The organism is Pedococcus aerophilus (assembly GCF_039532215.1).
Taxonomy (GTDB): Bacteria; Actinomycetota; Actinomycetes; order Actinomycetales; family Dermatophilaceae; genus Pedococcus; species Pedococcus aerophilus.
This window is the reverse complement of sequence record NZ_BAAARN010000001.1, coordinates 484,025-506,402: the sequence shown is the minus strand read 5'-3', so window position 1 is coordinate 506,402 and position 22,378 is coordinate 484,025. Positions and strand designations below refer to the sequence as shown.

At 68.1% G+C, this 22,378-nt stretch carries 18 protein-coding genes; 16 read left to right on the top strand and 2 right to left on the bottom strand.

Features of this window, described 5'->3' with window-relative positions; all coding sequences use genetic code 11:
- The first annotated feature begins 31 nt into the window (after window positions 1-31).
- The 8 genes from ABD286_RS02370 (at window position 32) to ABD286_RS02335 (ending at window position 10,360) form a co-directional block, all read left to right on the top strand.
- A complete protein-coding gene (locus ABD286_RS02370) occupies window positions 32-730 on the top strand; it encodes a GntR family transcriptional regulator (protein ID WP_344189906.1) in 699 nt (232 codons plus the stop codon).
- Window positions 727-2,151, top strand: a complete 1,425-nt coding sequence (locus ABD286_RS02365) for an amidase (protein WP_344189904.1) — start codon at window positions 727-729, stop codon at window positions 2,149-2,151. Before ABD286_RS02370 ends, ABD286_RS02365 begins: the two co-directional genes overlap by 4 nt.
- Window positions 2,141-3,262, top strand: coding sequence for a ring-opening amidohydrolase (locus tag ABD286_RS02360; RefSeq protein WP_344189902.1), 1,122 nt, complete (start codon window positions 2,141-2,143; stop codon window positions 3,260-3,262). The genes ABD286_RS02365 and ABD286_RS02360 overlap by 11 nt, the downstream gene beginning before the upstream one ends.
- On the top strand, window positions 3,259-4,002 hold the full coding sequence (locus ABD286_RS02355; RefSeq protein WP_344189900.1) for a (Fe-S)-binding protein: 744 nt from the start codon (window positions 3,259-3,261) through the stop codon (window positions 4,000-4,002). The genes ABD286_RS02360 and ABD286_RS02355 overlap by 4 nt, the downstream gene beginning before the upstream one ends.
- The gene (locus ABD286_RS02350) at window positions 3,999-5,468 is read left to right on the top strand and encodes a LutB/LldF family L-lactate oxidation iron-sulfur protein (protein WP_344189898.1); all 1,470 of its coding nucleotides are present in this window, start codon (window positions 3,999-4,001) and stop codon (window positions 5,466-5,468) included. Before ABD286_RS02355 ends, ABD286_RS02350 begins: the two co-directional genes overlap by 4 nt.
- A complete protein-coding gene (locus tag ABD286_RS02345) occupies window positions 5,468-6,097 on the top strand; it encodes a LutC/YkgG family protein (protein ID WP_344189896.1) in 630 nt (209 codons plus the stop codon). The genes ABD286_RS02350 and ABD286_RS02345 overlap by 1 nt, the downstream gene beginning before the upstream one ends.
- Window positions 6,098-6,107: 10 nt before the next feature.
- On the top strand, window positions 6,108-6,620 hold the full coding sequence (locus ABD286_RS02340; protein WP_344189894.1) for a gamma carbonic anhydrase family protein: 513 nt from the start codon (window positions 6,108-6,110) through the stop codon (window positions 6,618-6,620).
- A gap of 1,115 nt (window positions 6,621-7,735) precedes the next feature.
- Window positions 7,736-10,360 carry a PxKF domain-containing protein gene (locus tag ABD286_RS02335; protein WP_344189892.1) on the top strand — a complete coding sequence of 875 codons (2,625 nt, stop codon included), beginning with the start codon at window positions 7,736-7,738 and terminating at the stop codon, window positions 10,358-10,360.
- A gap of 822 nt (window positions 10,361-11,182) precedes the next feature.
- Here the strand turns inward: ABD286_RS02335 and ABD286_RS02330 are convergent.
- On the bottom strand, window positions 11,183-12,655 hold the full coding sequence (locus ABD286_RS02330; RefSeq protein WP_344189890.1) for an Ig-like domain-containing protein: 1,473 nt from the start codon (window positions 12,653-12,655) through the stop codon (window positions 11,183-11,185).
- 396 nt (window positions 12,656-13,051) lie between these two features.
- Here ABD286_RS02330 and ABD286_RS02325 point away from each other — a divergent pair, with 396 nt between their 5' ends.
- On the top strand, window positions 13,052-13,369 hold the full coding sequence (locus ABD286_RS02325; protein WP_344189888.1) for a hypothetical protein: 318 nt from the start codon (window positions 13,052-13,054) through the stop codon (window positions 13,367-13,369).
- A gap of 62 nt (window positions 13,370-13,431) precedes the next feature.
- On the opposite strand, the gene ABD286_RS02320 is transcribed toward ABD286_RS02325, so the two are convergent.
- Complete coding sequence (locus ABD286_RS02320) at window positions 13,432-13,851, bottom strand: VOC family protein (RefSeq protein ID WP_344189885.1); 420 nt, start codon at window positions 13,849-13,851, stop codon at window positions 13,432-13,434.
- Between the two features lie 1,572 nt (window positions 13,852-15,423).
- Here ABD286_RS02320 and ABD286_RS02315 point away from each other — a divergent pair.
- The 7 genes from ABD286_RS02315 (at window position 15,424) to ABD286_RS02285 (ending at window position 22,365) form a co-directional block, all read left to right on the top strand.
- Window positions 15,424-16,575, top strand: coding sequence for a N(5)-(carboxyethyl)ornithine synthase (locus ABD286_RS02315; protein WP_344189883.1), 1,152 nt, complete (start codon window positions 15,424-15,426; stop codon window positions 16,573-16,575).
- A gap of 137 nt (window positions 16,576-16,712) precedes the next feature.
- On the top strand, window positions 16,713-17,540 hold the full coding sequence (locus ABD286_RS02310) for an ABC transporter substrate-binding protein (RefSeq protein WP_344189881.1): 828 nt from the start codon (window positions 16,713-16,715) through the stop codon (window positions 17,538-17,540).
- 94 nt (window positions 17,541-17,634) lie between these two features.
- Entirely contained in the window at window positions 17,635-18,459 is an 825-nt protein-coding gene (locus tag ABD286_RS02305) for an amino acid ABC transporter permease (RefSeq protein WP_344189879.1), read from the top strand.
- A 3-nt stretch (window positions 18,460-18,462) separates the two neighbouring features.
- A complete protein-coding gene (locus ABD286_RS02300) occupies window positions 18,463-19,353 on the top strand; it encodes an amino acid ABC transporter ATP-binding protein (RefSeq protein ID WP_344189877.1) in 891 nt (296 codons plus the stop codon).
- A gap of 91 nt (window positions 19,354-19,444) precedes the next feature.
- Entirely contained in the window at window positions 19,445-19,774 is a 330-nt protein-coding gene (locus ABD286_RS02295; RefSeq protein ID WP_344189875.1) for a cupin domain-containing protein, read from the top strand.
- Window positions 19,775-19,888: 114 nt separating this feature from the next.
- A complete protein-coding gene (locus ABD286_RS02290) occupies window positions 19,889-20,620 on the top strand; it encodes a response regulator (RefSeq protein WP_344189873.1) in 732 nt (243 codons plus the stop codon).
- Entirely contained in the window at window positions 20,617-22,365 is a 1,749-nt protein-coding gene (locus tag ABD286_RS02285) for a sensor histidine kinase (RefSeq protein ID WP_344189871.1), read from the top strand. The genes ABD286_RS02290 and ABD286_RS02285 overlap by 4 nt, the downstream gene beginning before the upstream one ends.
- The last annotated feature ends 13 nt before the right edge of the window (window positions 22,366-22,378 follow it).

Here is a 22,378-nt window from a genome sequence, read left to right as displayed (position 1 = left end):
GCCGAACCGGGGATACAGGGAGGACTTCATGATGTCGGCCGAGGCATTCCAGACCGACCAAGGCAAGGTCGAGATTCCGTCCATCGTGGAGGCGGTGGTCCTGCGGCTACGGGCGCTGATCGTCTCGGGCGACGTGCGGCCGGGGGACCGGCTCGTCGAGGAGCGGCTCACCGAAATGTTCGGCGTGAGCCGGCCACCGTTGCGTGAGGCGCTTCGCGTCCTGCAGCGCGACGGCCTCGTCCAGAGCCTTCCGCGTCGCGGCTACATCGTCACCCCCATCACGGCCCAGGACGTGCGTGAGATCTACTCGCTGCGCTTCGCCCTCGAGCGGCTTGCCATCGAGCTCGGTGTCCCCGTCAAGGATCCTGCCAGCCTCGAGCCCATGCGCGCTGCCCTGGCGGACATGAAGGCGGCGGCGGACAGCGGCGACGACAACGCGGTGCTCGCCGCCAACAGCAGGTTCCACATGGGACTGGTGTCGTTGGCCGGGCACAGCCGGCTCATCACGGCCTACGAGGGCCTGCGTCTGCAGCTCGAGCTGTGCATGGCCTACAACCTCAAGTTCCGTGAGCGTCTCTATGGCGACCGGGGCGACGTGCACCCCCGTCACGCGCTGCTGCTGGAGAGCATCGAGCGCGGGGACCGGAAGGCCGTCCTGCACGAGATCGCCAACCACGGCAACAGCTCCATCCTCGACAACCTCGACGAGCTGATCGGGCCCGCCACGTGAGTCCTGCCACTCCCATCACCATCCCCTTCGCCACCCCCTTCGCCTCGGCCGTTGCCGAGATCCGTGCCGGGTCCGCGGATCCGGCTTCCCTCGTCCGGGCCGGCGTGGCCCGGATCAGGCAGGAGAACCCTCGCTTCAACGCCATCGTCGCCGAGCGCGGGGACCAGGCGGTCGACGAGGCCGCCGGACTGACCTCGACCGGACGCACCGGGGGAGTGCTCGCGGGAGTTCCGTTCACCGCCAAGGACATGCTCGCCACGGCCGACCTCCCCACGACCTGCGGGTCGCGGGCGCTCGAGGGCAACACCACGGGTGAGGACGCGACGGTCGTCGCGCGGATGCGTGCGGCCGGTGCGGTGCTGGTGGGCAAGACCAACTGCCCGGAGTTCGCGCTCGGCGTAGACACGGACAACGACCTGTTCGGCCCCACCCGGAACCCCTTGGGGCCGTGGACCGCCGGCGGTTCGAGTGGCGGCGAAGCCGCTGCCGTGGCCTCCGGGATGTCCATGGTCGGGCTCGGCAGCGACTACGGCGGCTCGCTGCGCTGGCCGGCCCAGTGCGCCGGCCTGGTCGGCCTGCGTCCCACGGTGGGTCGCGTCCCCCGCAGCGGCGAGCAGCCGGGCGGTCCTGTCCACGACGGACCGTTGCGTGACTTCCAGGACACGGTGCAGGTCGTCGGCCCCATCGGTCGCAGCGCCCAGGACGTGTTCACGGTCCTCCAAGTCATCGCAGGTCCCGACGGCCGGGATCCCCTGGCCGAGGACCAGCCCCTGCGTGACTACCGAGACGTCGGGCTCGAGGACCTCGAGATCGCCTGGGCGCCCACCGTCGGTGAAGTCGTCGTCGACCGCGAGGTCGCCGCGGCGGTCGAGACGGCCGCAGCGGCCCTCGCCCTGTCCGGCGCACGGGTCTCCATGGGAGTGCCGACCGAGGTGGACCGCGCGGCCACGGTCTACGACCGCCTGCGATCCGCCGAGCCGATGAGCGCCGTCGCTCGCCTGGCCGAGGCGCACCCGCACCTCGTCGGTGCAGGGATCAAGGCCATGCTCGACGCCCGCGTCCGGCTCACGGAGGACGCGCTGGCCGAGCTCTGGGCCGAGCGCGACGCCCTGGTCGCCGGACTCGGCGCGTGGCTGCGTGGCGACCGTGTCCTGCTGCTCCCGGTCAGCACCGAGGCCCCGCACGACCTCACGGGTCGGGTCGCCGACTTTCACCTCCTCGCACCCAGCAGGGCCATCAGCCTGTTCGGGATCCCTGCGGTCTCGGTCCCTGTGTCCACGTCGAGCACGGGGTCGCCCATCTCCGTCCAGGTCGTCGGCGCCGCCTTCCGGGAGGATGTCGTTCTGGCTGTCTGCGACTACCTTGCCCGGGGCGAGCGGGCCGTCAGCCCCGCCCCCGAGGAGGTGCACCGTGCGCGTTGACGTCCACGTGTGCGAGATGCGGACTCCCGGTGATGTCAGCGCGATCGCGCGCCTCTTCGACGACGGCGTGGTCGCTCCCGAGAGCGTCATGGCAGTCGTCGGCAAGTCCGAGGGAACCGGCCTCGGGAAGGACGTCGGTCGTGAGGCGGCCGACCGCGCCATCAAGGAGTTGCTCGCCGCCCGGCTGGGCACCTCGGCGGACGACGTCGCAGACCGATTGTGCATAGTCCTCTCGGGCGGCAGCCCTGGAGTCATCACGCCCCACGTCGCGGTCTTCGCACGTACGGATGACCCGGCCGGGATATCCCTCGGCGGGCCGAGACTCGTTGCCGGCCTTGCGCATTCGGCAGCCATCCTTCCCGAGGAGATCGGCCGGATGGGGCAGATCGCCAAGGTGCGCGCGGCGGTCGAGCTCGCTCTGGCGGATGCCGGGGTGGACGATCCGAGCGACGTCCACGCCGTCCTCGTCAAGGCCCCGTCGTTAAGTCCGGAGAGCATCGCCGACGCGAGGTCGCGGGGCCGCGACACGGTCACGCAGGACATGTCGATCGGGCCGGAGGGCGCCATCTGCTACTCCAACGACGCGTCGGCGTTGGGGGTCGCGCTGGCCCTGGGCGAGGCTGACGAGGACGAGGTCCACGACGGCATGGTTCGGCGCGACTACTCGGTCTTCTCCGACGTGGCCCTCACGTCCTCGGGCGGGGAGAAGACGCATGCCGAGGTCCTGCTGCTCGGCAACACAACCGACTCGACGAGCGACCTACGCATCGGCCACCGTTCGATGGCGAGCATCATCGACGGTTCGGCCGTGCGCGGTGCGCTGGAGTCGGCAGGGGTCGAAGTCGTCGACGGAGACACCCGGGCGGCATCACGGGGCCTCGTCTACGCCCTGGCCAAGATGATCATGCCAGCCACCGGTGAGGTCGACGGGCGACGGATCACCCTCCTCGAGGACCAGGTCGGCTACCACGTCGCGAAGGCGATGGGCGGCTTCCTCCTCGCGTCGGGAACCGGTCACACGGAGGTGTTCGTCAGCGGCGGCGAACAGAACTCACACCAGGGACCGCCCGACGGCAACCCCTTGGCGGTCATCGTGAGGCCGGCGCTGTGAAAGTCGCGCTGTTCGTCACGTGCCTGGCCGACGGGCTGTTCCCCGAGGTGGGGCGAGCGACGGTGACGTTGCTCGAACGCCTCGGTCACGAGGTCGTCTTCCCGAAGGCCCAGACGTGCTGCGGGCAGATGCACACCAACACCGGGTACGGCCGCCAGGCCGTCCCGCTCGTCCGGCACCACGTCGAGACATTCGAAGAGTTCGATGCCATCGTGGCCCCGTCGGGGTCCTGCGTGGGAGCCGTTCGGCACCAGCACGCGATGCTGGCGCGGAAGGCCGGCGACGACGACCTGGCGGTGCGGGCTGAAGCCACCGCGAGCCATACGTGGGAGCTGTCGGAGTTCCTCGTCGACGTCCTCGGGGTCGAGGACGTCGGGGCGCACTACCCGCACCGGGTCACGTACCACCCCACCTGCCACTCGCTACGCCTGCTGCGGGTGCAGGACAAGCCGCTGCGGCTCCTTCGTGCGGTGAGGGGGCTCCACCTCGTGGAGCTGCCCGATGCCGACCAGTGCTGCGGGTTCGGAGGCACCTTCGCCGTCAAGAACGCCGACACGTCCACGGCGATGCTGGCCGACAAGATGAAGAACATCATGTCCACCAGAGCCGAGAGCGTCACGGCCGGCGACTCGTCCTGCCTCATGCACATCGGTGGTGGGCTGTCGCGTCTACGGGTGGGGACGCGCACCGTCCACCTCGCGGAGATCCTAGCCTCGACCGAGAACTCGGTGGGGCGATGAGCACCTTCCTGGGCATGCCGGCGATCCACGCGCCCCGGGGGGTCGGGGGACTGCGCGGCGACGAGTCCTTCCCCAAGGCCGCCAAGGCCGCACTTGGGGACACCCAGCTCCGGGCCAACATCGGTCGGGCCACCCGGACCATCCGTGAGAAGCGTGCGGCGGTCGTCGAGGAGGTGCCCGACTGGGAGGAGCTGCGGCTCGCAGGGCAGCAGGTCAAGGCCGCCACGATGGCCCGCCTCGACGACCACCTGCGCACCCTCGAGGAGGCAGTCACCCGTCGTGGCGGTGTCGTCCACTGGGCGCGAGATGCCAACGAGGCCAACGCGATCATCGCCGACCTCATCCTGGCCACGGGCGAGACCGAGGTCGTCAAGGTCAAGTCGATGGTTACCCAGGAGATCGGGCTCAACGAGGCCCTGGAGGCCCAGGGGATCACCGCCACGGAGACCGACCTAGCCGAGCTGATCGTGCAGCTCGGCCACGACAAGCCCTCGCACATCCTCGTGCCGGCTATCCACCGCAACCGCGCCGAAGTGCGCGAAATCTTCCTGCGCGAGATGCCGGGCGTGCCACCGGACCTCACCGACGACCCACGCCAGCTGGCGATGGCTGCGCGGGCCCACCTGAGGCAGAAGTTCCTCACGGCCAAGGTCGCCGTCAGCGGAGCCAACTTCGCGGTGGCCGACTCGGGCACGCTGCTCGTGGTGGAGTCCGAGGGCAACGGACGGATGTGCCTGACCCTCCCCGAGACGCTGATCACCGTGATGGGCATCGAGAAGGTCGTGCCGACATGGCAGGACCTCGAGGTCTTCCTCCAGCTGCTGCCGCGCTCGTCGACCGGTGAGCGGATGAACCCCTACACGTCGGCGTGGACCGGGGTCACCCCCGGGGATGGGCCGCAAGCCTTCCACCTCGTGCTGCTCGACAACGGACGGACCGCGACGCTCGGGGACCACGTGGGCCGAGAGGTGTTGCACTGCATCAAGTGCAGCGCATGCATGAACGTCTGCCCAGTCTACGAACGCACCGGGGGCCACGCCTACGGGTCGGTCTATCCCGGCCCGATTGGTGCGGTGCTTACCCCTCAGCTCACGGGCATCGAAGACAACTCGTCGCTGCCGTTCGCGTCGTCCCTGTGTGGCGCGTGCTTCGACGCCTGCCCGGTCCGCATCGACATCCCGTCCCTGCTCGTCCACCTGCGCGAGCGCCACACGGAGGAGCAGGCCAAGGAGCATCGACTGCCGACGCCAGAGGCTGCGGCACTGTCCCTCGTGGGGTGGGTGATGCAGAGTCCGCGTCGGTTCCGCATGGCCGAGACCGCATTGCGTATGGCGCGTCCTTTCGCCAGGAGTGGACGCTTCCGGTCCCTGCCGTTCCCGCTCTCCGCGTGGACCACCAGCAGAGACGCCCCCGCACCACCTCCCGAGACCTTCCGCGAATGGTGGGAAAGGACCAGGGACCAGTGATGGGCGCCCGTGAAGACATCCTCCAGCGGATCAAGGAGGCCAACACCGGCATCGAGGTCCGTGCCGTCCAGCGCGACTACCGACGAGGGCCGTTGACGACCACTGCCGGTGAGCTCCCGGACCTGGTCACCCTCCTCGAGGAACGGTTGGTCGACTACCGCGCCACCGTCGTGCGGTGCCGACCGGACGGTTTGGCCTCTGCGGTGGAGAGGCTCGTGGCCGCGGCCTCGCCCGTGCTGCGCGCACCAGGAGTGCCGCATGAATGGTGCCCGGCTGCGGAGCCCGACCACGAGGGCCTCGCAGCCCAGGATCTCGACGCGTATGCCGCGGTGCTCACCGCCGCCACGGTGGCGTGCGCCGAGACGGGGACCATCGCCCTCGACGCCTCGCCCGATCAGGGCCGTCGCGCGATCACCCTGATCCCCGACCTGCACGTGTGCATCGTGCGCGCCGACCAGGTCGTCGCGTCCGTGCCCGAAATGTTGTCCCGGCTCGAGGGCGACCGCCCGATCACCTTCATCAGCGGCCCGTCGGCGACCAGTGATATCGAGCTCGACCGTGTCGAGGGGGTGCACGGCCCCCGGACCCTGTGCGTCGTGCTCGTCGAAACCGATGAGGGAGACCGATGAGGAAGCTCCGGTGCTGATCCCCCTTGGGGAGAGGACTCCCCGAATCCATCCGTCGGCCTGGATCGCCGACAATGCCACCGTCGTCGGTGCCACCACGATGGCGGAGGACAGCAGCGTGTGGTTCTCGGCCGTGGTCCGCGCCGATGGGGACTGCATCACCATCGGACCGCGAAGCAACGTCCAGGACGGATGCGTGCTGCACGCCGACCGCGGGATCCCGCTGCGACTGGGCGCTGGCGTCACCGTCGGCCACGGTGCCGTTCTCCACGGGTGTCTCATCGACGACGACGTGCTGGTCGGCATGGGGGCGATCGTCCTCAACGGTGCGAGCATCGGTTCAGGCTCGATCATCGGCGCCGGGGCGATGATCCCGGAGGGCACGCAGATCCCGCCGAACTCCATGGTGCTTGGCCTGCCCGGCAAGGTCCGCCGAGAAACGACCGACGCAGAACATGAAGGCATCCGCGCCAACGCGCAGTTCTACGTTGAACGAATCGCTGAGTACACAACCGAAATCTCATAGGCAGAAAATCGAGCACCGCCCTTATCCCGTGGCCTGGGGCAGAGCCAACGCACCGTGCAACGGCTGCTTGACTAACTGCTGACAACGGGGGCGTGTTCGGGTGGATGCGGGCGGACGTTGGGGGACTCGTTTCGTGCTCATATGGACGGCGACGGACGTCCAAGGACAGGGTGGGAACGCTTGACAGGGAAGAGGTCACTGGTTCAAACCCAGTATCGCCCACCAGTACGAGACAGCCCCTGACCTGCGGAGACGCTGGTCAGGGGCTGTTCTCATGCCGGTGGCGATGGGTGCCTCTTGACCAACTGCTTGACTAAATGGGCGGGTTTCGACCGTGGTGCCGGTCCCTGTACGCCCGCTGACGTGCGTGGACGTCCGAAGCAGGGCCAGCTACTTCCCATGCAGGGAAGAGGTCAGGTCATCGCTGCAGGAACGTAGGTGTCGGGAATCCTGCGACTAGTGGACGCGGTCCCGTCCGATGCCCTCGTTGCTGCGGGGAAGATGCAGAGCGGATCCCAACTGCGGTGCGGCTGGTCGCGGTTGGCCCAAACCTGCTGCACAACAAGGTAGTCAGGCCGGCTGGACCCGCCGTGGTGATGTGTCGCATGCGACCGACTCATGCAGGGTGCGCCCGGCGTTCCTGTGATCACGCCACCAGGATGGTCGCCAGAGGGACATTCGAAGCGAATTATCCAGAATGTCTTGTTTCGGGGCGCCGGGGCTCGTAGCACCAACTGGCGAAATGACCCTCCGCCAAGCTCCCAGCATCCCTTTGGAAGTCATGCCCCTGGCGCCATCACACAGCAAGCACGACGAGCAAACGGCGCCGCACGCCCCAAGGACGTCGCGCAGTTCTTGAGCCGTACTTCGCATCTCGCCCAGACAAGCGGCAGCTGGGCCATGCGTCGAAGCACACCTGCCGGAGCAGCCGATCCCAACGAAAAGAGGCAACCGAAAGCATTTGCCGGTCCGCCGAACGCTGGTGCGAATAGCCCGAAAGGACTACACGGTGACTATTTCCGGACGAAGTACTTACGGAAGTTTGACTATTTCGTTACCTTCGCGGCATTGGGGGTCCGCACCTCACCACGTAGTAGAGCCCGTTGGAGGCCACCTTGTCCCGAACAGCTACTCGCGCGTCAGCGCTCGCCGCGAGCTGTTTGCTCGTTCTCTTCGCCGGATCCGCTCCGGCTTGGGCAGACGACATCGTCAACAACCTCGACGCCACCATCGACTCAGCCGCGGAGGTGATGAGCCTGACCGTCGGAGGCGCCTCCGGGTCCACCGTCCTTCGTGTGGTCACCACCGACAGCGACGGCAAGAACGGCTGCAACCTTACGGGCCAGACCACTGCCACCTTCACGGTGAGGTCGTCGTCCCCGGCCGTGGCGACGGTGTCCCCCTCGACTGTCACGTTCACGACGTGTGGTGAGACCAAGGCCCTGACGCTGAGCGCCGTGGCTGCTGGTTCCACCTCCGTCAGCCTCGTCCAGACTCAGAACAACAGCCAGGGGACGTTCAACGTCGCCCCGGCGACGTTCACCGTCAACGTCGCCTCAGCCGCTCCGAGCAACACCGCTCCGACGGTCAACGTCGTCGGCGCAGTCTCGGGACAGCACTACACCTGGGGCACGCAACCGTCCCCGACCTGCTCGGTCAACGACAAGGAGGACGGCGCCACAACGTTCGCTGCCACCCTCAACCACCCAGAGAGCACCTGGATCGGCCCGCAGACCGCGACCTGCTCCTACACCGACGCCGGCGGGCTGACCGCCTCCTCGAGCGTCACGTACACCGTGGACAAGGCCCAGGCCGTGATCACGCTCGACTGCCCGACCAGCGTCACGTTCTCCGGCTCGGCGCAGACGCCGTGCACCGCAACGGTGACCGGCACCGGTGGCCTGGATCAGCCCCTGACGGTCACCTACGCGAACAACATCAACGCAGGCACAGCCACAGCCAGTGCCTCCTACGCCGGTGACGCCACGCACACCGCCGTCGGCACACAGTCGACCAGCTTCGCGATCAACAAGGCCGCGTCGCAGACGAAGCTGGACTGCCTGACCGGTGTCGTGTTCTCCGGCACGGCCCAGGACATCTGCACGGCACACGTCACCGGCGTCGCCGGACTCGACCAGTCGGTCCCTGTGGTCTACGCACCGGACAACACCAACGCCACGTCCGCCGGCACCGCGACCGCCACCTTCACCGGCGACGCCAACCACACCGGAAGCAACGCCCAGGCCACCTTCGAGATCGGCAAGGCCACGTCGGTCATCACCATCAGCTGCACCGCCGGTTCGGTGTTCGACACCACCGCCAAGACGCCTTGCACCGCGGTCGTCACCGGCGCCGGCGGCCTCGACCGGCCGGTCGCAGTGAACTACACCGACAACGTCCACGCCGGCCAGGCCACCGTCACCGCCAGCTACGCCGGCGACGACAACCACGGCAGCACCGACGCGACGGACCACTTCGACATCGCGAAGGCTGCGACCACCACCACCCTGACCTGCCCGGAGCAGGTCACCTACGACGGCACCTCACAAACGCCGTGCACAGCACACGTCACCGGTCCCGGCCTTGACTCGGCTCTCGCACCGACCTACTCCGAGGACACCGTCAACGCGGGTGTCGTCCCGGTCACGGCGGACTACGCAGGCGGCAGTGACTACCTGGCCAGCTCCGACGCCGCACAGTTCACCATCGCTCAGGCACCATCCTCGGTCACCGTCAACTGCCCGACCTCGCTGACCTACACCGCAAGCGCGCTCACTCCGTGCACCTCCACCGTCAGCGGAGCCGGGACGTTCGAGACCACCTCCACCACACTGGAGTACGCGAACAACGTCGCCGCCGGCACCGCCACGGTCACCGCCACCTACGGCGGGGACCGCAACCACAGCAGCAGCAACGGCTCAGGCACCTTCACGATCGACAAGGCACCGACCACGACCAAGGTCACCTGCACGCTCCCGGCGACCTACACCGGCAGTCCGCTGACTCCCTGCTCGGCAAAGGTCACCGGTGCAGGCACCCTCGACCAGGCCATGGACGTCAGCTACGTCAACAACATCAACGCTGGAACTGGGACAGCGTCGGCCAGCTACGCAGGCGACGCCAACCACACCGCAAGCATGGACACGGCCACGTTCACCATCGACAGGGCTGCATCAGCGGTCGCAGTCAGCTGCCCCACCTCCGTGGACGCAACCGGCAGCGCCATCACCCCCTGCACCGCCCAAGTGACCGGACCCGGCGCCCTGAACCAGACGTTGCCGGTGTCCTACACCGGCAACACGTTGGCTGGAACAGCCATGGCGACCGCCACCTGGGCCGGCGACGCGAACCACACGGGCTCCACCGGTTCGGCGACCTTCAAGATCAACCCGTTCCGCCTCGGTGGCTTCTACCAACCGGTCGACATGAACGGAGTGCTCAACACGGTCAAGGCCGGGTCGACTGTCCCGCTGAAGTTCGAGCTGTTCTCCGGCTCAACTGAACTCACCAGCACCACCGCGGTCAAGAGCTTCAGCGCGGTGTCGGTGAACTGCTCCACCACGGCAACAGTGGACGACGTGGAGGTCACCACGACCGGCGGCACGAGCCTGCGGTACGACACGACCGGTGGCCAGTTCATCCAGAACTGGCAAACGCCGAAGACGGTCGGCGCCTGCATCAAGGTCACCATGACCGCAGCCGACGGCAGCGCCTTGAATGCACTTTTCAAGCTGAAGTGAGGTCCTGACCGACCGCACGCCCAGAGGTCCGCCCCCACCGGCTACCCGCCGACGGGGGCGGACCTGCTCATTCCAAGGCCTGAGCGTGACCACGCGGGGAGCCCCTACCAGAGCCGCGTGACCTGAGCGCCACGAGCGGGCGCGGTGAGCTCCTCAGCAGCGCGCGAATCCAACCACCCAAACATGTTCGCCCAACGATGCGAGCGGACGGCCGGCGGCAGGGTTCACGCTTGTAGCACTGGGGGATACCAGCCGTGCCGCACGGGACGACGTGGGACTTGGTGGGTGCTCGTCGCTGCGGGCGGCGCGTTCGTGTTCCGCGAAAGGCAGCGGGGCCAAGCTGGCCCGGACCAGCCCCGACTCCACGCGGGGTGGTCTGCCAGCTGTTGGGTGTGGCGTGGTCACGGTCTATGGCAACCGCTGTCGGCGGGAGGGGCAGCTCGATGGTGAAGGTGGAACCACCCCCGGGGGTCGCGGAATGGTGTGCCTGGCCGTCGTGGCGCCAGACCTTCGACCATCAGGCGAAGGGCCTCCGGCAACCTACGACTGAATGACCCGCTCTGCTTCGCCCCTTACACCGCCACCAACCCGGCGGTGCGCGCATATCGCCCCATGCTCAAGGCCATCGGGATGACGTAGGACCGGCGACGGCGACGGCGACGCTGCATGCGACTCACGCGACTGCGTGTGGACAACGGCACGCGATCCGGCGCGACGTGAGTCGCGCACTCGTTACCGGTCAGCGAGGCTGATGACAGCGTCATCGGGTGCGCCGGGAACGTCACATGCTTGGCTCAGCGGTGCCGTCGGCGACAGTTCTTGTCAGCGCATGCGGACGGTGTACGTCGCCACCGTGGTGAAGGACCGGTTGCCGACCGGGTCGACTGCTTCGAACCGGAGCCGCAGCGTCTCGCGTTGTCCGGTGACGACGCCTTGCGCCGCGAGGTAGGCGCGGTCCAGCGTCATCGACCATGTCCCGTCGGCTGCTACGGGTGCTGTCAGCACGACGTCGCCCCGTGTGGTGACGAGCTCGACGTTCGCCCCGGATTCTGCGGTGCCTGTCACCGTCACCGGGGCCGAGCGGATCGTCGCCCCTGACGCTGGGGATAGGACCGTTGGCGGGGCTGGTGCGAGGGTGTCCACGACGACGGATGCACTCACGGACGCGATGGGCGACCCGTCCCACGACATGGTCACGCTGACGACGTGTGGCCCGTCAGCGACGTAGGGGATGGATCCGCCGAAGTGGTCGTAGTAGCAGGTGTCGTCTTGGTACAGGGCGCCGTCGAGTTCGATGCGTAGCTGGGTCCCGGTGAAGCAGCTGCCTTCGTAGTAGATGAAGGTGCCTGATGCGCCGCCGTCGGTGGGTCGGGTGAGTGTCAGCGTGGTGGGGTCGATGGCGAACCTGATGGTGACGCAGTCCCGGTCGCTGGTGCCGTAGATGTCGTTGGAGGTGGCGCAGATGATGTTGTCGCCGTATGTCAGTGGTGCGCCGCCGGACCAGGTGCCGTCTGCGTCGAAGTACGTCTCTCGTGGGTCGCCGCCATTCACCGTCAGCACCACGGGGGTGCTGGGGCTGTTCGACGTCCCGGCGACGTACACGAAGCTCGACGACACCGTCGACGCATCCGCCGGTGTCGTGATGTTCACGTCCACTGCCGGTGGTGCCTTCGTTGAGAACGACCGGGTCACCGTCGACAGCACTCTGCCTTGGTAGGCCAGCGACACCACCACGGAATGGGTTCCTTCGCTGGTCAGGTACTGGCTGTAGTACGAGCCGCCCGAGCAGGACTCCGTGCGCGTCGCGCCGCCGTCCAGCGACACCAGCACGTCCGTGCCGTCCTGGCAGGAACCCTGTACCTGGAACAGCGTTGCCGTCGTGCCACCGGCCAGCGGCCAGTCCACGTCGAACGCTGAGGGGTCGGGCACGACCGTGTAGGTCACGCAGTCCACCGCGAGCTGCACGTCGACGTCGGAGCGGACCTCGGCGCAGATCTGGTGGGTTCCCAACGACAGGTAGAACACGGCCGTGGACCACGTGCCCCGTGAGCCGACTGTGGCCGGGAAGTCTGTCTGGGTTCCGTCCACGCTCAGCAGCACCTGGCCTGTGGGTGCAGTGGCTTTGCCACTGACCGTCGGGGACATCTGCGTCCCGGACGAACCGTCGGCCGGCGACACGATGTCGACGGTGCCGCGGGCTGGTCGCGCAGCTTGGGCCGGCGACGCCGCACCCAACGCCAGGACGAGAGTCACGGCGACACCCAGGGCGCGCCAGAGCGGACGAACTGCGGACATGATGGCCCCCTGCTTGACCGTTGCGAGCAGCCCCTTCGCTGCGCGCTGACGCGAATCATGCACCCGCGCGCCCCACCTGACAAGACCCGTGCAGCCTCCTGACCTGCGCAATCACGCGGGACGGGATGCTTGCGCCAAGTGGTGCGCTGCCGATCGACAGCGTGCAAGATGTCTGTTCGTGCCCGATGAGTCCTTCCCGACGCTGGAGTCCCGTCTGGCGGCGATGGGCTCGGTCGAGCAACGTCGGACGGCGACCCAGCTCGCGTTCGTCGTACTTCCCCTTGGGGAGCTGGGTTCGCTCGCACTTCCCTCGGGCGGGCTTGGTCCTGTCGCGGAGGTGATTGCGGCGAGGACCAGCATCACGTCAGTTGACGAGCCAGGCACGCTCTGTTGGCCATGCCGGAGATGGGCTGGGACGAGGAGCCGCAAGACGTTCCCTCCTGGTATGCGTTCGGAGCGGTCGTCGCGTGGGTCTACGCGGCCGATGCGAACACGACCTCACCGTCGGACGGGGTCGTCCACACCTTCAACCGTGTGTCCGAACTGCTGGACGAGATCGACAACAACCTTGGAGACACCCAGCTGCTGAACGAGCTGCTGGGTGTGATGAACGGCCTGAGCGGTGCAACCAACCCGTGGGCCGCGTTGACCCAGGGCGTGCGGGATGCCGCCGAGCGGCTGCGCGCGTTCGAGGTTGGCCACTCCTTGGAGTGAGGGCGCGAAGCTACTTGGCTGTTTCCGAGTTCTGAGGCGCTCGACCTTCGGGAGCCCCGCAGTCACCCTTCGTGCATCCAAGGCGTGAAGCAGACGCCGACCAGGAGGCCATCAGCAGACTGAAATCGAGCGACTACCTGCTGCCAAGGCTCGGTTCGCGTCTCATGGACGAGGCGGAATCCGCGGTCAACCAGTTCCTGGGCGGCACTCTCGACATCGTCAACCTCGAACTCGATGGTCGCCTGAGGCACCAGATGCGTGTCCGGCCACGTCTGCTGGCCGAAGCACGTCTGTGCCGCCTCGTTGAGGGGCCAGACTCCGAAGTGCTTTGCTCCCGCCACATTCTCCGAATAGACGTACTCGGAGTCCGGGACGCTGACCGGAGGTTGCAGCGGCAAACCGAGGGTCTTGACGAAGAGGTTCTTGTCGAGCGCTGGGTCGGTGGTGATGACGGCAAAGCCCGCGACGAATCGGACGTCCATGCCGCCAGTATCGGCCCACGCTGCCACTGCGGATGGTTTGGCCCGCCGCGCGGAGACCGTCCGGCCTTTCTTGACACGAAGACCCGAAGTGCTGGCATCTGGGCCGTCGGCGCGTGACAAGTGCCATACCGCAGCAGCGAGCGGTGTTCAAGGATGGAAGGCGATTGCTGCGAGACGTCCTGTCCTCCTCTGCCGTAATGCACCGACGCAGCTTGCGACAGCCTTGGGTGCCGGGTTCAGCGTCGGGGGTCGGACACCCGTCGGGTCAGGGCAATCAGCGCGTCGTACAGCGGTGCTGCCGACGGCAGGGCTGCTGTTGCCCGACGGGCCGCTGGAGCCCATCGGTGTGCTGTGTTGGTTGCTGTGACGAACGACGAACGCTCAACGCCAGCGACCTTGCCAAGCTGAACCCCTTGGTCGAGTCCGGGCGTGTTCCCATGCAGGTCGCCGAACCACCAGCCGGTGGCGTCAGGCCGCACGCCATCTCCGGCCGCCCCCGAATTCGCCTTCTTCATGCACACGTCGCAAACATCGCACACGCGCCTGCTCGCTCCGGCGCGAACAAGCGCGCTCTCAGCCAGACGGACAGACTTGCGCGAAACCCGGCCGCGCCTGCCGCCGTTGAAACGCTCAAGTGCGGACCCGTCCCGCCGATGAGGTGGGTGTCGCACCAGCACTCGGAACGCTCGCACCCCCTGCAACGTGAGCCGACCCCGGCTGAGGTGACTCCACCCCAGCCAACGTCGGCGTGGCCGTGTTCAACGGGCCCGGCCCGGCCGGCACAGGTTGCGGGTGCACCATGGGGTAGCAGCGCGCCACCTCCCCGACCCCCTCGGGTTGAGGAGGCGCGCTGCACCTTCGTGCTTGCGAGCCTATGCGTCGATGCTCTCGGGTTACGCGATGGCGGCGAAGGATGGGCACCATGCCCAAGGCATATTCCCAAGAAGTGCCGTCAGTGCGCGATCCGGGTCTACCGCCACTCCGTTTCTTCGGTGGCCCAAGTCGCGAAGGACTTCGGCACCTCGGCGTCGTGTTGGAAGCGGTGGCTGACGATCGATGAGCGCAGAAGCTGGGTCGACGGAGTGGTTATTCCATACTGGCTGCTTGCGCGCAGGGGGCCGAGGGCGCCGGCTGGCGGCATGGGCTAGTCACACGACAGGCAAGAGCGCGGACGCGTCGAGCGTCTTGGCGGGCGAAGTGGCTGCTTGACTAACTGTTTGACAACGAGAGCAAGTCTGGGTGCATGCCGACGCACGTCGGGGACTGGTGTCGAACTCAGATGGACGTCTGGGCGCGCCCGCGGATGGCATGAGAATGCTTGACACGGAAGAGGTCACTGGTTCAAACCCAGTATCGCCCACCAATACGAAACAGCCCCTGACCTGCGGAGACGCAGGTCAGGGGCTGTTTCGTCGTCCCGGTCCGAATGGCCGATCCCGACAATCTCCGTTCAGGGGTCCGGCAACGGTCGGCGGGGAGTCCACTCGTGGGGCAGGTCAAGGAGAACCCGTGACGCCCCCCGGGAGGGGGCCACGAGTGTGTTAGACAGTGGACCCACTCGAAGGGGTACTCGTGCAGCAGCTCAGGCTTGGAATCGTCTCCCGCTCACGCAAGGAGAACGAACGCCGACTTCCCATCCACCCGCGGCACCTCGAACGCCTCGACCCGGAACTGAGGGGTCGGGTCTTCCTCGAGCAGGGGTATGGCGAGAGCTTCGGGATCTCGGACGAGCAGCTGCTCCCGTTCGTCGGCGGGATCCTCTCCCGCCGGCAGCTGGTGGACGAGTGCGAGGTCGTCATGCTGCCCAAGCCGCTCGCGGCCGACGTCGCAGAGCTGCGGGAGGGCCAGGTCCTCTGGGGGTGGCCACACTGCGTCCAAGACGCCGAGATCACCCAGCTGGCCATCGACAAGCGGCTGACGCTCATCGCGTTCGAGGCCATGAACCACTGGCGCCCGGACGGCAGCTTCGGCCTGCACGTGCTGCACAAGAACAACGAGCTCGCCGGCTATGCGTCCGTGCTCCACGCCCTCTCGCTGGTGGGATCGACAGGTGACTACGGGCGTCGACTGAGTGCCGCCGTCATCGGCTTCGGTGCCACGGCTCGTGGCGCAGTGACCGCCCTCAGTGCGCTGGGCCTCAACCAGGTGGACGTCCTCAGCCTGCGCGAGGTCACCGAGATCGCGTCGCCCATCCACTCGGCGAACATCGTCAACTTCGACCGGCCCGACGGTGGGAGCGGCAGCGTCGCCTACACCGAGGACGGACCGGTGCCGTTGGCGGCCTACCTGGCCGAGCACGACATCATCGTCAACTGCGTGCTGCAGGACCCGAACGCGCCGATGGTGTTCCTCCACGAGACGGACCTGCCGACCTTGGCACCCGGCACGCTGGTCATCGACGTCTCGTGCGACGTGGGCATGGGTTTCAGCTGGGCCGTTCCGACGACGTTCGAGGAGCCGATGTTCACCGTGGGCGAGCACGTCCGCTACTACGCCGTCGACCACAGCCCGTCCTACCTCTGGGACTCCGCGACGTGGGAGATCAGCGAGGCGCTCCTTCCCCACGTGGCGACGGTGTTGGCGGGGCCCGGCGCCTGGGACTCGGACGAGACCATCAAGCGCGCCATCGAGATCCGGGATGGCGTGGTACGCAACCCCGCGATCCTCGCCTTCCAGTCCCGCGACGAGGAGTATCCGCACGTCAGGGCCCCGGAGCGGACCTGAGTCACCGTCCCCTTGCGCAACAGGTCACGATTCGGGGTTGCCTGAAGCCAAGGCGGTGCATGCCGCCCACCGCTGGGTACTGTCGGCGGCAGTCAGACGTGGGTCGACCACGTTCACTACCGCCTAGGAGTACCCCGGTGACCACCTCACGCACCCGCCGCGCCAGCGCCCTCGCTGTCGTCGCGCTCACGTCCACCCTGGCCCTCGCTGCGTGCGGTTCCGGTGATGATGCTGCCCCGGCTGCCACGAACTCCAACGGCGTCGCGCTGATCACGGACGGCAAGCTCAAGGCCTGCACCCACCTGTCCTACAAGCCGTTCGAGTTCAAGGAAGGGTCGAAGGTCGTCGGCTTCGACGTCGACCTCATGGACCTCGTCGCCAAGAAGCTGGGCGTCGAGCAGGAGGTCGTCGACATCGAGTTCGCGACCATCACCTCGGGTGCGGCCTTCGCGGCCAAGAAGTGCGACGCAGGCTTCGGCGCGACCACGATCAACGACAAGCGCAAGCAGGCCATCAGCTTCTCGGACCCGTACTTCGACTCGACCGCGGCGCTCATCACCAAGAAGGACTCCGGCGTCACCGACCTCGCCAGCCTCAAGGGCAAGAAGATCGGCGTGCAGACCGACACCACCGGCCAGGAGTTCGCCGAGAAGGAGAAGGCAGCCAACGGCTTCACGCCGGTGGTCTTCGACGACCTGCCGACCCAGCTCGCGGCCGTCCTCGCCGGTCGCGTCGACGCTGCGATCAACGACAACGGTCCCCTCCTGGACTACGTGAAGGACAACCCGACGACCGCGGTCGTCAAGGAGTTCGACACCGGCGAGCAGTACGGCCTGATGTTCAAGAAGGACGCCAACGGCCAGAAGCTGACGGACCTGACGAACGAGGTCCTCAAGGCTGCGGTCGCAGACGGCACCTACAACACGATCTACAAGAAGTGGTTCGGAGTCGACGCCCCGAAGTGATCTTCCGCGTCGTTCGAGGGCGGCGGTACGGTTTCGACCGGCCGCCGCCCCTCGGCGTGGTGACCCTTGACCCCGCAGGTCGGCAGGAGAGCTGATGAGCGACACCACCACCGAAGCCCCACCGAAGAAGAAGCTGTCCCCGCGCAGGCGCGCCCAGCGGATCCGGTGGGTTCAGTACGCAGTCCTTGCCGTCGTGGCACTGGTCGTCGCACTCGTCGCGGACTGGGGCCAGATCCAGCAGCAGTTCTTCCGCAGCGACCTGATCAAGACCACCCTCACCGAGGGAGTCGGGGGTGCCCTCAGGAACACGGTCGTCTACACGGCCGGAGCCTTCGTCATCGGCCTCCTGCTGGGGACGGTGCTGGCCCTCATGCGGCTGTCGTCGGTGGCCCCCTACCGGTGGATCGCGACGGTCTGGATCGAGTTCTTCCGAGGCCTGCCGGCGATCATCGTCTTCATCGCCTTCGGCCTCATGTCACTGGCCTTCGAGGGTTTCGTCATCCCCTACGACCCCTACGGAACGGTGTGGGTCGCCCTCGGCCTCGTCGCCTCCGCCTACATGGCCGAGACGATCCGGGCCGGAATCCAGGCCGTGCCGCCGGGCCAGGTCGAAGCTGCTCGTTCGCTCGGTATGCCGTCCGGCGTCGCCACGCGGAAGATCGTCCTGCCGCAGGCCTTCCGGGTCATCACCCCACCGTTGACGAACGAGCTCATCCTCCTGGTCAAGGACTCCTCGCTCGTCTACGTCCTGGGGCTCTCGGCCTCGGGCTACGAGCTGACCAAGTACGGGCGCCAGCTGTCCAGCGACAACGCCAGCCTGACACCCCTCGTGGTCGCCGGTTTCTGCTACCTGATCATCACCCTCCCGCTGTCCATCGTCGTGCGCCGCATGGAGGCCCGACAGAAGAAGGAGCGCTGAGCCTTGACCGCCCCCACCACGGCCGCTCCCGTCGTCGAGGTCACTGACCTCCACAAGTCGTTCGGTGCCAACCACGTCCTGCAGGGCCTCGACGCCACCATCCACCAGGGCGAGGTCGTCTGCGTCATCGGTCCATCAGGTTCCGGCAAGTCGACGTTCCTGCGCTGCATCAACCTCCTCGAGCAGCCGACGAGCGGGTCGATCAAGGTGGGAGGGGACGAGGTCAACGACCCGGACTGCGACATCGACGCCATCCGTCGCAACATGGGCATGGTCTTCCAGCAGTTCAACCTCTTCCCGCACCTGTCCGTGCTCGAGAACTGCACGATCGCCCAGACCACGGTGCTCAAGCGGAGCAAGGACGAGGCGCGGGCCAAGGCCCGCGAGAACCTCGAGAAGGTCGGCCTCTCCGAGAAGGAGGATGCCTTCCCGGCGCAGCTCTCGGGTGGTCAGCAGCAACGCGTCGCCATCGCCCGGGCGCTGTCGATGGACCCGAAGCTCATGCTGTTCGACGAGCCGACCTCCGCGCTGGACCCCGAGCTGGTGGGGGACGTCCTCTCGGTCATGCGCCGGCTCGCCACCGAGGGGATGACGATGTTCGTCGTGACCCACGAGATGGCCTTCGCACGCGATGTCGCCGATCGCGTGATCTTCATGGACGGGGGCGTCATCGTCGAGGAAGGTGTGCCCGAGCAGGTCATCGGAGCGCCCACCGAGGAGCGGACCAAGGTCTTCCTGCAGCGCGTGCTCGACCCGACGCACGTCGAAGCGGGTGCCGAGGACGCGGCATACGCCAGGCGTCACGTCGGCGAGGCGGCGACGGGCCACGCCGATGAGCGACACGGGAGCACGCACGGTCGTGGCGAGGGCAGCACCGGGCCGGCAAGCTCGTAGACGTCCGTGTCGATGCGGTCCTGCGACCCACCCGCAGGAAGGAGGGTCGCAGGGTGCCCGGACCCCCCACGTCGAGGGGCAGGATGGGCCCATGACCCGACTCCTCGACACGACCTCCCCCCTCGACCTGGAGCCCCTGCCGGACGCCGACGTGCTCCACGGCGCGCCACGGGCAGGGGCGCGGGCGCTCGCGACGTTCGGCACCGTCGAGGTCGGGGTGTGGGAGATGACGGACGGGACGGCGACCGACACCGAGGTCGACGAGGTGTTCGTCGTCATCAGCGGATCGGGGAGCGTCACCTTCGACGACGGCGAGGTCGTCGAGCTCGGCCCCGGGGTCACCGTGCGGCTGCACGCCGGCGACCGCACCACGTGGACGGTCCGTGAGCCGCTGCGCAAGGTCTACGTCGCCGACGCCTGAGACCCCGGACCCGGCCACGACGAGGTATGGGGCGGGCTCCAGGACGGTGCCCGGCGACCCCGTGCCAGTGGCGAAGGCGTGGCCCCGGACGCCCTCCTGTGGTAGCCATCACCCATGAGCCACAACGCCGTGGACACCCTCAGCGATCGCAGGCCGGTCGTCCTCGTCGTGGACGACGACGCCGCGATCCGGACCGTGGTGCGCTGGCAGCTCGACGACGCCGGCTACCGCGTGGTGGAGGCCGACGACGGGGACTCGGCACTGCGACGCATCCGCGACGACCACCCGACGCTCGTGGTCCTCGACCTGTCGCTTCCGCGACTGGGGGGACTCGAGGTCCTTCGCGCCGTCCGCGGTGGCCGGGCCGGGCGGTCCGACACCCCGGTGATCGTTCTGTCCGGACGCAACGGGGAGTCCGACCGGATCGTCGGGCTGGACCTCGGCGCCGACGACTACCTCGTCAAGCCCTTCTCGCCCGGTGAGCTGGCGGCCCGTGTGCGGTCCGTCCTGCGGCGCAGCTCGCCCGAGCTGTCGGTGGAGGCGGTCGTCGTGGGGGACCTGCGGATCGAGCCGGGCAGCCGGCGGGTGCGGCTCGGCGACGGCGACGTCGACCTCACCCCGAAGGAGTTCGACCTGCTGCTCTACCTGGCCACCCACCCCAACCACGTCCACAGCCGCAGCCAGCTCGTGGACAAGGTCTGGAACACCTCCTCGGAGTGGCTCGGTGAGGCGACCGTCACCGAGCACGTCCACCGGTTGCGGCTCAAGCTCGAGCAGGACCCGTCCAGACCCCGGCTGCTGCGCACCGTGCGGGGCGTGGGCTACCAGCTCGTGGACGAGTCATGAGCCTCGACCAGGAGGTCCCGCTCGACGATGCACCGGTGCTGCTGGACCGGCAGGCGGAGGTGCTGGAGCTGATCGCCCGGGCGGCGCCGCTGCCGGAGGTGCTGGCCGAGATCCTCAGCTCCCTCGAGCACCTCATGCCCGGGGCGCATTGCTCGGTGCTGCTGCTCGACCGCGAGCACCGCACCCTGCACCACGGTGCTGCGCCCAGCCTCCCCCAGAGCTACGTCGCCGCGATCGACGGCATGGCGATCGGGGAGCGGGCCGGGTCCTGCGGCACAGCCGCATCGATCAATGCCGCGGTCGTCGCCATGGATGTGCTGACCGACCACCGCTGGGTCGACTTCCGGGACATCGCCGCGGCGGCGGGGGTGCGCAGCTGCTGGTCCACCCCGATCGAGGGGCGCGACGGCCTCCCGGTCGGGACGTTCGCCGTCTACCACCAGGAGCCGCACCGCCCGACACCCCGCGAGCAGCGCCTGGTCGACCGGTTCACCCACCTCACCTCGGTCGCGATCGACCACGCCGGCCTGGTCGCCGACCTCGTGGAGAGCGAGGAGCGCTTCCGTAGGTCCTTCGACGACAACTCGCTCGGCATGGCCATCCTCGGCCCGGACCGCACCATCGCCACCAGCAACACCGCGCTGACCGCCCTGTGCAGCCGCGAGCTCGGCGGCGCCCGCCTCGCGGACGTCCTGCGGCCCAAGGGGCGCTCGCTCGATTCGTGGCTCGACGACCTCAGCCGCAACAGGGCGCGCACCGTGGCGTTCGAGGCGCACGTGCGGCGTGCGGACCACCCGGACGTGGAGGTGGAGGTGACCGTCTCGCTGCTGCGGAGTCGCGACGGTGCCCCCGCGCAGTACGTCGTCAACGTCCTCGACCTCACCGAGCGTCGCGCCGTCGAGCAGGAGCGCCGCACCGTGGAGCGGGAGCGTCGGGCGCGGTCGGAGGCGGAGGCGGCACAGCGCACCGCCGAGGAGCTCTCGCACGCCAAGTCCGAGCTGCTCGCGGCCGTCGGGCACGAGGCACGGACACCCATCCAGGCCATCGTCGGGTTCGCGGAGCTGCTGGGCACGATGGACCTGGGGGAGGACCGCCGTCGCGAGGCGCTCGCCCACATCGACGCCGCTGCAAACCACGTCATGGACCTGCTCGCCGACGTCCTCGACCTGAGCCGGCTCGAGGCCAACGCCCTGCCCCTGGCCCTCGAACCGGTCCGGCTGCGTGACGTGGTGGAGGAGGCGCTGGCGATGCTGGCTGGTGCCGCGAGCCGTCGTGAGGTGGGGCTCGGCCACGACCTGGCGGACGAGGTGGTGCGGGTCGACCGGCGGCGCCTGCGCCAGGTGTTCGTCAACCTCGTCACCAATGCCATCCGGCACGGCTCGGCCGGCGGCCACGTCCGGGTCTGCACCGAACCTGCACCTCGCGAAGGCCAGCCGCAGGAACCCCGGGTGCTGGTGTCCGTGGTCGACGACGGCCCGGGGATACCGGCGGACCTGCTGCCGAGGATCTTCACACCGTTCGCGCGGGCCGACCCCGGGTCACCCACCCTCGACGCGCGGACGGAGGCCGGTCCACCGCACGGCACCTACGACGAGAGCATCGGTCTCGGTCTTGGTCTGGCGCACGGACTGATGCGTGCCATGGGTGGTGACCTCACCGTCGGCGAGTCGGGGCCATCGGGAACCTCGATGCGCCTGATGCTGCCTGCGCCGATCTCGTTGCAGGACAACGAGCTCCGCCCCTGATCGGCACGACCAC

Excerpts from the sequence above, each read along its gene's own strand:
- ABD286_RS02370 (WP_344189906.1), top strand. The coding sequence starts at position 32 with ATGTCGGCCGAGGCATTCCAGACCGACCAAGGCAAGGTCGAGATTCCG.
- ABD286_RS02350 (WP_344189898.1), top strand. The coding sequence starts at position 3,999 with ATGAGCACCTTCCTGGGCATGCCGGCGATCCACGCGCCCCGGGGGGTC.
- ABD286_RS02345 (WP_344189896.1), top strand. The coding sequence starts at position 5,468 with ATGGGCGCCCGTGAAGACATCCTCCAGCGGATCAAGGAGGCCAACACC.
- ABD286_RS02330 (WP_344189890.1), bottom strand. The coding sequence starts at position 12,655 with ATGTCCGCAGTTCGTCCGCTCTGGCGCGCCCTGGGTGTCGCCGTGACT.
- ABD286_RS02325 (WP_344189888.1), top strand. The coding sequence starts at position 13,052 with ATGCCGGAGATGGGCTGGGACGAGGAGCCGCAAGACGTTCCCTCCTGG.
- ABD286_RS02320 (WP_344189885.1), bottom strand. The coding sequence starts at position 13,851 with ATGGACGTCCGATTCGTCGCGGGCTTTGCCGTCATCACCACCGACCCA.
- ABD286_RS02305 (WP_344189879.1), top strand. The coding sequence starts at position 17,635 with ATGAGCGACACCACCACCGAAGCCCCACCGAAGAAGAAGCTGTCCCCG.
- ABD286_RS02295 (WP_344189875.1), top strand. The coding sequence starts at position 19,445 with ATGACCCGACTCCTCGACACGACCTCCCCCCTCGACCTGGAGCCCCTG.
- ABD286_RS02290 (WP_344189873.1), top strand. The coding sequence starts at position 19,889 with ATGAGCCACAACGCCGTGGACACCCTCAGCGATCGCAGGCCGGTCGTC.
- ABD286_RS02285 (WP_344189871.1), top strand. The coding sequence starts at position 20,617 with ATGAGCCTCGACCAGGAGGTCCCGCTCGACGATGCACCGGTGCTGCTG.